This window comes from Pseudoalteromonas sp. MM17-2, assembly GCF_022347945.1.
Classification (GTDB): Bacteria; Pseudomonadota; Gammaproteobacteria; order Enterobacterales; family Alteromonadaceae; genus Pseudoalteromonas; species Pseudoalteromonas ruthenica.
Genome location: NZ_JAKRFV010000004.1, coordinates 74,732 through 88,068 on the forward strand (window position 1 = coordinate 74,732; position 13,337 = coordinate 88,068).

General features: G+C 48.0%; 11 protein-coding genes. 5 read left to right on the forward strand and 6 right to left on the reverse strand.

The genetic code is table 11. The annotated features are described in order from the left end of the window. Window positions 1–130 precede the first annotated feature (130 nt). Window positions 131–568, forward strand: coding sequence for a thioesterase family protein (locus MHM93_RS05065; protein ID WP_022944255.1), 438 nt, complete (start codon window positions 131–133; stop codon window positions 566–568). A 4-nt stretch (window positions 569–572) separates the two neighbouring features. Beyond that, window positions 573–1,625, forward strand: coding sequence for an aldo/keto reductase (locus MHM93_RS05070; protein ID WP_239448252.1), 1,053 nt, complete (start codon window positions 573–575; stop codon window positions 1,623–1,625). Window positions 1,626–1,647: 22 nt separating this feature from the next. Here the strand turns inward: MHM93_RS05070 and MHM93_RS19430 are convergent, their stop codons facing one another. Beyond that, window positions 1,648–4,737: an ATP-binding protein gene (locus tag MHM93_RS19430; RefSeq protein WP_239448253.1), complete on the reverse strand. Its 3,090-nt coding sequence runs from the start codon at window positions 4,735–4,737 to the stop codon at window positions 1,648–1,650. A gap of 172 nt (window positions 4,738–4,909) precedes the next feature. Between MHM93_RS19430 and MHM93_RS05080 the strand changes: the two genes are divergently transcribed. Continuing rightward, complete coding sequence (locus MHM93_RS05080) at window positions 4,910–5,812, forward strand: ABC transporter substrate-binding protein (RefSeq protein ID WP_239448254.1); 903 nt, start codon at window positions 4,910–4,912, stop codon at window positions 5,810–5,812. Here MHM93_RS05080 and MHM93_RS05085 read toward each other — a convergent pair. The 4 genes from MHM93_RS05085 to MHM93_RS05100 all read right to left on the reverse strand — a co-directional run bounded on the left by MHM93_RS05085 (window position 5,769) and on the right by MHM93_RS05100 (window position 9,980). After that, window positions 5,769–6,386: a LysE family translocator gene (locus MHM93_RS05085; protein WP_239448255.1), complete on the reverse strand. Its 618-nt coding sequence runs from the start codon at window positions 6,384–6,386 to the stop codon at window positions 5,769–5,771. The two genes, MHM93_RS05080 and MHM93_RS05085, sit on opposite strands and share 44 nt — an antisense overlap. Before the next feature lie 2 nt (window positions 6,387–6,388). Next, window positions 6,389–8,527: an exonuclease domain-containing protein gene (locus MHM93_RS05090; RefSeq protein ID WP_239448256.1), complete on the reverse strand. Its 2,139-nt coding sequence runs from the start codon at window positions 8,525–8,527 to the stop codon at window positions 6,389–6,391. 46 nt (window positions 8,528–8,573) lie between these two features. Then, the gene (locus tag MHM93_RS05095; protein ID WP_239448257.1) at window positions 8,574–9,179 is read right to left on the reverse strand and encodes a fumarylacetoacetate hydrolase family protein; all 606 of its coding nucleotides are present in this window, start codon (window positions 9,177–9,179) and stop codon (window positions 8,574–8,576) included. 63 nt (window positions 9,180–9,242) lie between these two features. Further along, window positions 9,243–9,980, reverse strand: a complete 738-nt coding sequence (locus MHM93_RS05100; protein ID WP_239448258.1) for a hypothetical protein — start codon at window positions 9,978–9,980, stop codon at window positions 9,243–9,245. Window positions 9,981–10,131: 151 nt separating this feature from the next. Here MHM93_RS05100 and MHM93_RS05105 point away from each other — a divergent pair, with 151 nt between their 5' ends. Both MHM93_RS05105 and MHM93_RS05110 read left to right on the forward strand, forming a co-directional pair. Beyond that, window positions 10,132–11,265, forward strand: coding sequence for a histidine kinase (locus tag MHM93_RS05105; protein ID WP_239448259.1), 1,134 nt, complete (start codon window positions 10,132–10,134; stop codon window positions 11,263–11,265). Next, window positions 11,246–11,911, forward strand: coding sequence for a response regulator transcription factor (locus tag MHM93_RS05110; RefSeq protein WP_239448260.1), 666 nt, complete (start codon window positions 11,246–11,248; stop codon window positions 11,909–11,911). Before MHM93_RS05105 ends, MHM93_RS05110 begins: the two co-directional genes overlap by 20 nt. Here the strand turns inward: MHM93_RS05110 and MHM93_RS05115 are convergent. Continuing rightward, on the reverse strand, window positions 11,901–13,319 hold the full coding sequence (locus MHM93_RS05115) for a diguanylate cyclase (RefSeq protein ID WP_239448261.1): 1,419 nt from the start codon (window positions 13,317–13,319) through the stop codon (window positions 11,901–11,903). The two genes, MHM93_RS05110 and MHM93_RS05115, sit on opposite strands and share 11 nt — an antisense overlap. Window positions 13,320–13,337: the final 18 nt, after the last annotated feature.

Genomic DNA, 13,337 nt, shown 5'->3' on the forward strand with positions numbered 1-13,337 from the left:
AAAAGTACTTATTAAGCTTATCAAACTACTCAAACCTCTGTTCTATTACTACGAATAAAACACTTGTCGCTTGTTGTTTGTTTGCACAAACTACCGTGCTAGTCTGAGTAAAAACTCTAAGGATTTACTCATGCCAGATAAACAACAGTTTTTAGAACGCTTTCCGCACGCCTGTGAAATTAAAGTGGCCTGGGGTGATATGGATGCGCTACAACACGTCAATAACAGTATGTATTTTAAGTATTTTGAAATAGCGCGTATTGATTTCTTTGCGCAAGCGGGGCTGTTTGATCGCCTCGAGGCAGAGAAGATAGGCCCCGTACTGGCTGACAACTATTGTAAATACAAGCGCCCGGTTACCTTCCCCGATACCTTACTCATTGGAGTCAGTGTTAGCGAGATTGCCGAAGCAGGGTTTATGACTCACTACACGGTGTTTTCTTGTGCCCAGCAAGCCATTGTTACCGAGGGTCAAGCTCGAGTGGTGATGTTCGATTTCAAGACATCGCAAAAAGCACCATTGAGTGATACCTTACGTACATTCCTGCATGCGAATGAAAAAGGATAACTCAATGCACTATACAAAACTTGGTCACAGTGGTTTAAACGTATCGCGGGTGTGCCTAGGGAGTATGACGTGGGGTAGGCAAAACACTCAGCAAGATGCCGATGAGCAACTCAACTACGCACTGGCTCAAGGCGTTAACTTTATTGATACTGCAGAGATGTATGCAGTTCCCCCGACGCCGGAAACCTATGGTAAAACCGAGGCCATTATTGGTGATTGGCTAAGCCGCCATAGCGACAAGCGCAAGGATGTGGTTATTGCCACCAAAGTGGCTGGGAATGGCCTAGCTTGGGTCCGCGACGGTGGTGATATCACCAAAGAGTCAGTCATCAGTGCCGTTGATGGTTCGTTGCAACGTTTACAGAGCGACCATATCGATCTGTATCAAATTCATTGGCCTAACCGCACCTCGCCACATTTTGGTAAACAGTGGCCAGGCATGGTGGATTTGCAGCAAATAGATAAAAGTGCGCAGCGGGCGCAAATGCACACTATTTTAGACGGTTTAGATGCGTGTGTTCGTGCCGGTAAAATTCGCCACTGCGGGCTTTCAAATGAAACGCCTTGGGGCTTAAATCAGTACCTTGATCTAGCGAAGCAGTATTCGCTTCCGGCCATGGTATCGATGCAAAATGAGTTCAGTTTAGTGCATGCCAAAGATTGGCCTTATCTGCTTGAGCAGTGTCACCATGAGGACATCGCTTATTTGCCTTGGTCACCTTTAGCGGGCGGCATGCTCAGTGGTAAATACTTAGGTGGAGCCCGGCCACAAGGCTCGCGTTGGACCATTGCCCAGCGTAACGGCTTGTTCCGAGACACTCACCTTGCGCAAGAAGCCGTTGCTAAATATCAGGCTATCGCGAAAGAGCACAATATGACGGCGGCACAACTAGCCCTGGCGTGGTGCAACCAAGTGCAAGGGGTTACCTCCACTATCATTGGTGCAACCACAGTGGCGCAACTTGAGGAAAACATTGCTGCATTTGATATTCAGCTTGAGGACGAAGCACTGGCGCAAATCGACTCAGTATTAAAAGCCTATCCCGCTCCCTTTTAATGTGGAAGTAGCCTGTAACGGGCTACTTTTCTGATTTCACATCTATTTGCGTGCGCTTTTTCACATTAGCGACGCTAAGCCAATAGTAGACTTTTTCTAACAATTGGTCGGCATCAACGGGCTTGGTGATATAATCACTCATTCCCGCTTGCAAACAGCGCTCGCGATCCCCTGCCATGGCGTTGGCAGTCATCGCGACAATCGCTATGCCGGTGTAATGCTCACCCGCATCCCCTCGGCGAATCGCTAAACTGGCACTGTAGCCATCCATCACCGGCATTTGGCAATCCATTAAAATGACGTCAAAGTGCGGGTCAGCATTGAGAATATCCAACGCTTGTTTGCCATCCCCACAACTGACTAGGGTAATGGGTAAATCCTTAAAGACACCAGTCACAACCACTTGGTTAATAGCGTTATCGTCTACCACTAGCACTTTTGCACCTGAAACCGAATGAAAGTCGAGTGCGGTGACCGGTGGGCTATCACACAGTGGCTGCTCCGCTCCTTCGGCTGAAAACAAAATATGGGCCAACACCACAGCAGAAATGGGTGGTGAGAGGCACTCAACATTGTCATATTGCTCAGCAAATGCGCTATTCATTTGATACTGACTACAATTGACGATGACTTTAAGTTTTTCACTGTGCTGGGCATGTAATAAGGTATGTAAATGCGCTTGCACCTCTCGGCCTTGTTTCGTAGCGTCGACAAACAATAACAACTGATGAAAATCACCAGAAGCCGCGAGTTGGTCAACATCATGCCAGTCTGCGTCGATTACTTCAGCGCCCCACTGGCGCAAATGATTCGTGAGCACCTGTTTACGTATGGCCACTTCATCGATGATAACTGCGCAAGACCCAGCCAAAGGCTCAGCCATTACTGCACGGTTTTCAGCACTGCGTAACATGATATGGCCGATAAAGCGCGATCCTTTGCCAAGCTCACTCTCAACACGGATCTCGCCCCCCATCAGCTGCACAAGTTGTTTAGTGATAGCTAACCCTAATCCAGTGCCGCCATATTTGCGGGTAATGCTATTATCCGCCTGCGTAAACGAGTTAAAGAGATCTTTTAGCTTACTTGGCTCAATACCCACACCTGAATCTTCTACAACAAAATCAATACGGTACTGACCTTCTTGTAGCCGACTTTGCACCTTGATTAACACATGGCCATTGTCGGTAAATTTAATGGCGTTACCAAGCAGGTTGGTAAAAATTTGTCGAATACGGGTGACGTCTCCCAAAAACGTAGGTTGAGTCAAGCCACTGCTATCTAATAACAGCAGCAGCCCCTTCTCTTTTGGGCGAATGGAATTGGATTGTAGTAACTCACTGAGCACCACCTCTAAATTGACACTTTGTACTTCAAGCTCCATCTTTCCTGCTTCGATTTTAGAGATATCAAGCACACTGTTAATCAGCCCAGTTAGATTCGTAGCACTGGCCTGCGCTAATTGCAGATAATGATTTTGTTGCTCGCTCAACGGCTCTTTTTTGATCAGGTTGAGCATGCCAAATACGCCATTCATGGGGGTGCGCAGCTCGTGGCTCATATTGGCTACAAATAGACTTTTGGCTTCGTTGGCTTGCTCCGCTTCCCTGCGCGTCGCTTCAAGTTGCTCTGTGCGTTCGGCTACCTTAGCCTCGAGAGAGGCATTCATACTCTGCAATTGTCGACGTAAATTAAACTCAGTAGTATGATCATAAAGCAGCAATGCTGCCACCGCAGAAGAGGTTGGCAGCTTCTGCTCGTACACAGGTAGCACGCTAACATTGACTTGTCGTTCTTCACCATCAGCCTTACTGATACCCAATTCCATATCAAGGTGTTCACGCTTATCGATAGCGGCTTGAATTTGCTTGCATTGTCGCTCTTCGAAGCCCAACAATGTAGCAAAGTGCTGATTTTCCGAACCATTTACAGAGTTAAACAGCTGCTCAGCCGCCGGGTTAGCACTGCACACAGCCCCTTTGCTATTTAACAGCAGCACAGGCATTGCGGTGCGTTGAAAAATGGTGTGATATTCACGAATCGTGCGCGACAAGGTCAGCTGACGAATAACAAAATGGTGGTACGTTAGGGCACTGAGTAGCAAAATAACATAGAGAATAATGAGTACCCCCAGCCACACCTGCCAGCGCCTATCTATCGCCATGGCGAGACTTTCTTTACTGAGGTAAAGTGCAAGGCTCAGGGCGATAGGTGTTTGTGGACTGCCAACGGTTATCGACTGCTGTTGCGCATAAACGTGTTGAGCAGAAAGCTTATCTAAGTACACCGGCATTCCCAACTCTTGTTTATTGGTGCGAACAAATTGCTGCTGCGCGGGCACGAAGGTAGCATTGAATTCATTGGCAAATAGCCAGCGTGTATCAGGATGAGCAAAGAACTGCTGTTGAGCGCCGATACCAATTAACTCTAAGCCTTGAGCAAGCCCCTGTGCTATCGAATTAATCAATACATTAGCGTCATAGTTGACGACTAATATGGCCCGGGGTTGGCCCTGCTCGTCATGAATCAGTTGCGTGATGCGATAAGTCGGCTGGTAAGGCTCCTGCACGCGTCCAAACTCGTGATTCAGGTTGATATCAGAGACATAGGTTTGCTGGCTTTGCAGCTGCATACTATGGGATATATAGTCTCTGCCCCCTTTAGCTTGTAATTGGGACTGTGGTGTACGTACTATTTCGTCGTCGACGAGCTCCACCCTGACCAATTCGGAATAATTTTTATCAGCCAAAATATAGCGAATTTGCAGCACATCTCCGTGCTCTTGAATGTAGGAGCGAAATATAGTCGCGAGGCGGTCACGCCATTGACTTAGCGATGTTTTATCTTGTTCATCAAAGCCTTGGTTATCAAGGGCGCGGATAATGCCACGATTAGGAGGAGTATTAGCAAGAAATCGAACTTGGCTGCGCCCGTATTCGAAATGCTGCTGTACGTCGTCAACTCGCATCGCTAGCTGGCTATTGATTGTTTGTTTGGCGTTACTTGCTTCGCTGCTTTGGACCAACACGTATGCGTAATAACCGACCCCCGCAAACAGGGTAGTGAGAACGGCCAGCATGACTATTAACCCATAGCGCTCAAACCATGTCACTGTCATCGTCCCTTTAGTGATTATGCCTCATGGACACCCGTCTTTTTAGTCTAGATGAGTTCCCGCACTTCACAACATGGATCTCCCGCTTAGAGAAACTGGCGAGACTCATGTGAATTTCTATACTCACCTAGAGCACACTTTAAATACCGTTACTGCACAGGGAGAGACTATGCTTAGGCCACGACAATTACTTGTTGGCACTTTGGTTTTATGTACAGCTTGGAGTACCAAGGCACAAACGGTAGAGAAAATCATTTGGCTGCAAAGCAAGACTCCGCCCTTCCATTTACCTCGTACTACAAAGTATCCCTTTGCAGGGCTATGTGATGAGTTGCTTAACCAGCTCATCACCAATATGCCAGGTATTGAACATGAAAAGCTGCTATTGCCGCAAAAGCGTATTCACCGCTATATGAATGAAGGCGAAAAGGTTTGCTTCCCGTGTATGATCCACCGAAATAAAGATACACATACTGCAAAGCTGAGTATCCCCACAGCGGTGTATCCTCCCTTTACACTTATCACTACGGTAGGCAAGCGCGATCAACTCACACAAGTCCATGGTCAGCCTATTAATTTGGCGAGTTTGTTTGCCGATGACTCTTTTACTTACGGCCAAGTGGCTGCGCGACGTTTTAGTGGCGAGCTGCAAACGTTGCTACAACAAACGGCTCACTCCCGCCCTGCGGTATTGAGTTATCGCGCCGATGGCGAAAGCGGTGCAATTGCCGAAATGCTACAACATGACATCATCGACTACACCCTTGATTACCCGTATATGGCTCGCTATTTTGCTAAGAAATACGGCAATATCCGCGCCTTAGAAACCAACCTCACACAAGACTTAGTCAGAGGCGCAGTAGGCTGCTCCGCGAGCGCTGCAGACGGCTTCGCTGAGCAAGCTATTTCGGCCATCAACAAAACGCTCAAACAAGACGTTTTGGAAAATACCAATTACGTGCTGTCTCAGCGTTTTTGGTTAGCCCCCTATTTCACTGACTTTGATGCAGTTTATAAAACTCACGTGCTCAAAGCCACTGACGAGCAACCACCATCAACGCAAGACCCATAAAGGCAACACTGAGTAAGCGATTGATCAACACTTGATTGCGCTCCAATACAGGTAAAAATCGACCATGGCTGCACAACAGTGCCACTAGCACATACCAACTAGCATCAATGACGGTAGGCGTTGCCACCATAACAGCGCCTTGCACGGTATTGACTTGCTCTGCGGGGATGAATTGAGAAAATAACGCGATAAAGAAAATAGCTAATTTAGGATTTAAAAAAGCGATAGCAAAGCCATCTGTGGCGGCTTTTTTATAGCTCCCTTGGGTTGCCTCAATGGTCAGCTTTCCCGCGCTACTGCGCCAACTGTTAATAGCGAGGTATACGAGATAAGCCGCCCCTCCATAAATGAGCGCGGTGTACAACATTGGCCACTGATGAATAAGTGCGCCCAACCCTAACACCGCTATTAAGGCATACACACCCACACCAAAACCATGGCTCAATGCGGTGATAATACCCGCCGTGCGGCCACTGGCTAGACAATGCTTCAGCACTACAGCCAAGCTGGGCCCGGGAGACATCGCCCCCATTAAGCATATTCCTACCAGCGCTAACCACATTGATAATTCCATTGTTATTCTTGCCTTTGTTGTTGTATTAAATTAAAAATTGCCACCGTTGCTTCTGCGTCACTCATGGCGCGGTGATGCCGCGACAATACAATATCTAAATCGGCACTTAAACGTGCTAAAGAGTATGATGCATGTCCGGGCAAGTAACTGCGCCCCAAGCGCACCGTACATAGCTTTGCCATACTTAAGTGGCGCTCAGTACGGGCGAACTCTGCTTTTAAAAAGCCATAATCAAAGTTAACGTTATGGGCGACAAAAATACAGCCTTGCATAAATTGCCACAGCGAGTCTGCTAGCTCTGCGAATATAGGGGCATCGGCCACCATCACATTATCTATGCCGGTAAGCTCGGTAATTGCTCGCGGTATGTGACGCTGTGGGTTAACTAACGAATGCCAACGTGCGACTTCCTTACCAGCCACTACCTTGATAGCGGCGACTTCGGTGATCCGATGGCTTTGATGGCGCCCACCGGTGGTTTCTATATCAACAATCACATAAGGCTGTTCACTGTTCACCTGCCAGCATACGGTTTGCACACTGACATCAAACCCGGCACGCTGCAATTGTTTTAACGCCACCAGCTGATTGCGGCGCAAGCTATCACCCGGCGCTTTTATTTCTTCAAAACGCACTTTGCCAGATGTGATAACCATCAAATCTGGATAACCGTCCTTGGCGCTGCGGAAGTCTTTCGCCATGGTTTCCAGCTGCGTATAAACCGCACTTAGGGGGGCATGATTGATGAGAGCGACCAATGGCGCTAATACTTCTTCGTGCCATCGAATAAATGCGTTAGGCTGATGGTAGTAGCGACTGGCCGCCGCGCTGATGTGAGTGATTAACGCCCCTTTACTGCTATGCTCTGCGAACAGTTCGCGTATTTGCGGCTGATAATAGTGATAAAACTGGCCGTCACGTAAGCTTGCAGGAAAAACATCAAACTCACTCCCCCTGCCAGCCTGCTCGCCATCAAACAGTAAGTGCCAAAAACAGAGCGCAAATAAGTGTTGCCACAACTGATTTTCGCTATGTAGCGCTTGTTCGCCGCGTTGGGTATATAAATCGATCACACCCTGCTCCACTTGATGGCGATACGCCTCATCTATAGCCAACGGTTCTTTCTCAGCCAGCAGGTCGCTCAGTACGCTGGTGCGTTTGCCTTGATATTTTAAAGCGTAAAAATCCTCGGCGAATACAAATACCTCATCGCTAGGCGGATCGTCAATCAATGCGCATAAACGCTGCTCAACCCATTGCCTGTGCCCTTTTTTAAAGCGCTGACGCAACAGCAACTCAATGGCGCGATTATCTTCACTGTGTGCTAGCACTGATAATGCTAAATCTTGATGCGGCGCTTCCGCGAGTAAGGCTTTACCTAAACGATAGAGATACTCATGCGAGTAGCGCTCTGCCAGCGCACCTATAGCGCTTGGTAGCTGCGTTACTTGCTCGCCATGCTGCACCAGCTGCTGCTCGTTCAACTCGCTAACCTGGGCTCTTAATTGCGCATAAGTGAACGCACTTTTAGCCTCTTCTAAGGTGTCAAAGCGCGGGATTACCTTGCCTTGTTGGGTGCGCATGATCCCTAAATCACGCAACGAAAAATGACCCAGTCCAGCTTGTAGGCGACCAAAAAAGATAAAACATAAATAAGCTAAAACCGGGTTATAGGCATGGACTACATAACTAAGAAATACATGGCTGTGGCAAGCTTTGGCAAAGCTCACGTGAGTTTGGCAATAGTCCAACCATTGCTCTTTACGCTTAGACAACGCCACCCCGGGTAGCCCCAGTTCACGACAAAGTGCGACTAGCTCGGCTTTGGTTAATGCCGCCAACCATTGTGCAAACTCCCTCTCGTGTACATGACGCAACCAACCTCGACGCTTGAGCAAGGCGAGCGCCAGTGGCGCTTGCTCTATCTCGTCATAATGCAAGCTGCTTTGTTCAAGAAAATCAGACTTGCGATTAAAGCCGCGCACCAACACACACTGGGCATTTTTTGGCAAGGCTAAAAAGTCATCAATAAAGCGTTGTTCATGGGCATCGCATAAATGCCAGCCTTGGTGCTGGAAAAAATGCAGCAACTCCAAGAAGTGATCATGATAATAGGTTGGGGGTAAAGACTTGTTGTACATAAACTCGGTAATTCCGATTTGGTGACACAAGCCTAATACTGTTTATTTATACAGTCAAGTTATCTCTTGCGCGCCAGCTCTGGCCCAATACCACCTCTTGGGAGAGCAGTAGCTGCGCCGTAAACTCAGCCTCTGCGTGTACTTCACCAACGCCTTTAGGGGTGCCAGTCATCAGCCAATCGCCCGGCTGCAGAGCCATAAATGTGGCCAGTTCTTGCACCGCCATAAGAGGTGGATACATCATATGCTTTACTTCACCATGTTGTACTTGCTTGCCATCAATAAGTAAACGCACACCCAATTGCGAAATCTGTGCTTCGCTAATATCAATGAAGTCGCTCATCACCACGGCACCATCAAAGGCTTTAGCTCGCTCCCAAGGCAGTCCTGCTTGCTTGAGTTGGCTTTGCAGCATGCGCTTAGTTAAATCAAGCCCCACCGCTGCTTGAGTGAGGCCTTGCTCGGTCATACGCAAGCAGATCTCAGCTTCGTAATGCAACCTATCGCCTTGATGCTGAGCATAAAGGTGCTGGCTAAGACTACTGCTAGGCTTATTAAATACCACCATCTGCTCTGGAATAGCATTGCCTAACTCGTGAATATGCTCAACATAATTACGGCCAATACATACAATTTTTCCCGGTAAGCTCATGGGCGTTTTCTCTTTTTTCTTTATTTGCGGCTCAGTGTAACTGCCTTTGTAAAGTGCGCCAAGCTAGACACCATAGCGTCGACGATAGTGCTGTGCGGCGTACATCAAGCCCGCGCTACCTACCAGGGTGGGTAGCAGCCAACCAATTAACTGGGCATCACTTCCTAATACCGCATTGAATAGACGGCGTCCGCCAAAGGCACCAAAAGCGGTATACACACCAATACCGGAGCCTATCATGGCGCTCAGGTGCTCAATAACCCAGCTACGAGGCCGCAGAGAGGGTCGGTAAATATAATGCGCCATAGTGACTGCGATAACCATGGCTAACACCGAAAACGCCAGCAATAAAACTTGTTGCTGTTGCCACCCTAGGTAAAAGGTATAACACGCACATACAGCCAGTGCTGCAATAAGCCCAAGGTGAGCTGGCGTGCGTAATAAGGAACGCTGCTCCTTGGCCACCAACACTCGCCGGCCATGATAAACCGACACCCACACCAACATTGATAACATGCTTAAAAACCATGCCATACGATGGTTAACCTGTAGATAGCGGCGTAACTCTTCTGCCGTGCTCAGGGTATCGATATTACGCGCGCCCAACGGGTCTAATAGCACTAATGCACAGCAAAAAAGGCCACTGCCTGCAATTGCGTACATCACATACGCATAGGCCTTACCACTTTGATTGTGCAGCCGGGAGCCTTTGGCCGCGCACACTGGCAGCCAAAATAACACTAAAGCAATGCATCCTAATACAATATGTATATAAAGCGCCCCTTGATGTAACCAATACATAACTCTTCTCACTGTGTTGCCAATTAACAGTGTTAGAGTACAAACGCCGTGCTGACGCGGTAAGTCACATTCGTCATTTTGGCGCGTGACATCTGTCACAACATGCGTTGCACTGCTGGTGTTAGATGCGTGCTGTGGATATAGTTAAGGAATGAAAAAATACTTTCGTTATCAGTTATCTTGGTTAGTGGTCGTGCTCGTAACTTGGGCCGTTATCGCGATACCGCGCATCATGTTCAACGCTGAGCATGGATTTACTGCATTAGCCACCATAGAAGTGGTGATACACACACTCATGTTGCTTTGCTTACTACTGGTCATAAACGAGCAAGAGCAAAGTTACGGCTACCCGCTGCGCTATGTACTGCTCGTTGTTATTGGTGCGGGCATTATCGGCCTGCAACTGCTCACCAGCGCAACACTGATTCTCATTTACATGGTGATGTTTAGCGCCATTTTGGTTTATTACTTACCGCTGCGTTACTGTTACCTCAGCATTGCTATCAACGCGGTACTCTTTTTACTTCTACAGCGATTTTATTGGCACCACCCATGGCCTGTTTTGAATACGCTTTCTACCAGCGCCTTTTGCTTATTCGCGTTAGTGGTGAGTCAACGCACAATGGCTGAACAGCAAGCCAAAGAAGCACTGCAAATCAGTAATGCCTCCTTGCAAACCACTCAAGCCTTATTAATCCAAGCTGGAGCAAGTGAAGAGCGCTTACACCTTGCGCGTGAACTGCATGATGATGTAGGCCATCAATTAACGAGCCTTATAATGCAACTCGATATTGCTCGGCGTACCGCCTCGGATACGCTTAAACCACAACTTGAACACTGTTATCAGCATGCTCGGCAAACGCTTGCTAGTGTGCGCTCTGTGGTCAGTGATAAACGCAACCACAGCCCGATTGATTTACAGTCTACCTTAATGCAGTTAGCTGAAAACACGCCACGCATTGCGGTGGTTGTACACTACCAAGCTCACCCACTGCTGGCACAACTTAATTATGCCCAATGTGTGCTGCGCTGTGCTCAAGAGGGAATTAGCAATGCTTTAAAGCATTCGCTTGCTACGGAGCTACATATACATTTATATAACCATAACCCACTGCGGTTGACGATCAGTGACAATGGTGGTCACTTACATAATCCAGTGCCTGGCAATGGCCTGTTGGGGTTAAAGGAGCGCGTGGAGACCTTGGGCGGCACGTTTACGTTCACACCTAATAGTAAAGGCATGGTGCTAAATGCGGAGTTTCCCTATGCAAACAACAGCCATTAAAGTTCACCTAGTTGACGACCAACACTTAGTTCGTGCAGGGTTGGCGAGTTTGCTGGCGCTTGATAAGCGCATCCAGGTCAGTGGTGAGTCTGTGGACGGCCAAGCCTTTTTAGAGTGTTATCAACAGGGAAACGTGGATGCGGATGTAATTCTACTGGATGTACGCATGCCACGATTAGACGGCATAGGCGTGCTACAGGCACTTTCGAAGTACCACGCGCCGCCCTGCCTTATCCTAACCACCTTCAACGACAGCGACATTTTGTTTCGGGCTATTGAGCACAACGCCAAAGGGTTCATGCTCAAGGATGCATCACTGGAAGAGTTAGTTGCAGGGATCACAGCACTCTCGCAAGGCGGTAGCGTATTACAACAAGCATTAAAAGAGGCGGTGATGGCTAAGCAGCGCAGTGTAGTAACGCCACAAGTAAAGGGCTTAACAGCGCGCGAACAGCAAATTCTAGAGCTTATTTGTGCAGGCTATGCCAATAAAGAAATCGCCGCTAAATTACACAAAGCACCAGGCACTATTCGCAACGCGGTATCGACGATATTAACTAAACTTGAAGTGCGCGATCGCACCCAAGCCACCATTAAAGCCATCGAATTAGGCCTGTACTGCGCTGCGAATACACCTAGTGATTAATACACACTTGATTACGACCCTGCTGCTTTGCCTTGTAGAGGCTTCCATCCGCACGACTGAGCGCAGAACCGATATTTTCACCTTGATTAACGTGAGTAACGCCGATGCTACACGTCACGCGAAGTTCGGGGTAGTCATCAAAAGTAAGTTCACTAATGGCGATGCGAATTCGCTCGACAATGCCACAGCCTTGCTCAAGGTGGGCACTGAGTAACAATACAAACTCTTCGCCACCAAAACGAGCGGCTAAGTCATGCTCACGTAATTGCTTGGTGAGGCAATAGGCCACGCATTCCAACACTTCATCACCAGCCTGATGACCAAAGCGGTCATTCACCTTCTTAAATAAATCTAAATCGACGACCGCAATGCTGCTACTTTTTCCCCTTAGCCCACCGCAGCGTAAGCTGTGTTCAGCGGCATCCATAAAGGCATTTCGCTGCATTAATTGGGTCAAGTCGTCAAACCGAGCTTGGTGCTGCCAATAGTGTTTCGAATCAGTCTCATTGAGTAATTGCGACTGCAATAGCCGCCCGCCTATAGTCAACATAGAAAGGGTCACAATAAACGATTGCAGCATAAACAATGACTGCATGGGGGTATCTTGAATAAAAGGGCCAAAGTCATGACCAAAAAGCACCACTAGCGCCGCTACAACGGCTAACAATACCGAATAAACAAAGACACTGGCGCAGACAAAGATCATCACCAGTACGCAAGGCAAAACAGCGAAAATAAAGCCACCGAGCCAAAGTTTGGCTGTGAGCATCGCCGCCAAAGCCAGTACAATCGCCGCACATGCCAGTGCCGATTGACGCAGTGGCCATTGCTGTTGCTTCACAGAAGCATCAAAAAATGCGTAGACCAGCAAAGCACCTAAAATGTCGGAAAACAGCAATTGCAGCACATACTGAGCAAAGAGTTCGCTACCAATATACCCACCTAAAATAAGGTTGGCTGTTAGCATCACCACAGACAACGCGATAGGTAGCAGATAAACTCGCACAACCAAGGTGACCAAGTCTTGAAAGCGGCTTAAGCCACTTTGTAAATGGCGTTTAACAAGCCCCGCCATCACCCAAGGCGCAAGTGTATCAATCAAAGCCGCGATACTGGTATGCACTACCCCATGGACCATGTCCGCCACCTGCATACCAGGATAATTAGCAGCGAAACTTGCAATAAAAACCACAATGGCCGATGCCTTGCCCAATCGCAAATACATCACTAGCGCTACACCAACACTGAGCCAAATCAAGGTGATATTAGCAGGCTGGGTTGCCATAAAGGTCATACCGAACTGCGCTAAAGCGTAGTACAACAGGCCGCCAATCAATAGCTTAGGAAACGTATTGAGATGAGGTAAGCGCGCGCTTGCATGAGATTGTGCTTTTACTGTCGGTGTCACAGCGAACCTGTCTAATGA

Bases quoted from the DNA above. Each gene is read 5' to 3' on its own strand.
- MHM93_RS05095 (WP_239448257.1), bottom strand. From the start codon at position 9,179: ATGAGCTTACCGGGAAAAATTGTATGTATTGGCCGTAATTATGTTGAG.
- MHM93_RS05065 (WP_022944255.1), top strand. From the start codon at position 131: ATGCCAGATAAACAACAGTTTTTAGAACGCTTTCCGCACGCCTGTGAA.
- MHM93_RS05090 (WP_239448256.1), bottom strand. From the start codon at position 8,527: ATGTACAACAAGTCTTTACCCCCAACCTATTATCATGATCACTTCTTG.
- MHM93_RS05100 (WP_239448258.1), bottom strand. From the start codon at position 9,980: ATGTATTGGTTACATCAAGGGGCGCTTTATATACATATTGTATTAGGA.
- MHM93_RS05070 (WP_239448252.1), top strand. From the start codon at position 573: ATGCACTATACAAAACTTGGTCACAGTGGTTTAAACGTATCGCGGGTG.
- MHM93_RS05105 (WP_239448259.1), top strand. From the start codon at position 10,132: ATGAAAAAATACTTTCGTTATCAGTTATCTTGGTTAGTGGTCGTGCTC.
- MHM93_RS05085 (WP_239448255.1), bottom strand. From the start codon at position 6,386: ATGGAATTATCAATGTGGTTAGCGCTGGTAGGAATATGCTTAATGGGG.
- MHM93_RS05080 (WP_239448254.1), top strand. From the start codon at position 4,910: ATGCTTAGGCCACGACAATTACTTGTTGGCACTTTGGTTTTATGTACA.
- MHM93_RS05110 (WP_239448260.1), top strand. From the start codon at position 11,246: ATGCAAACAACAGCCATTAAAGTTCACCTAGTTGACGACCAACACTTA.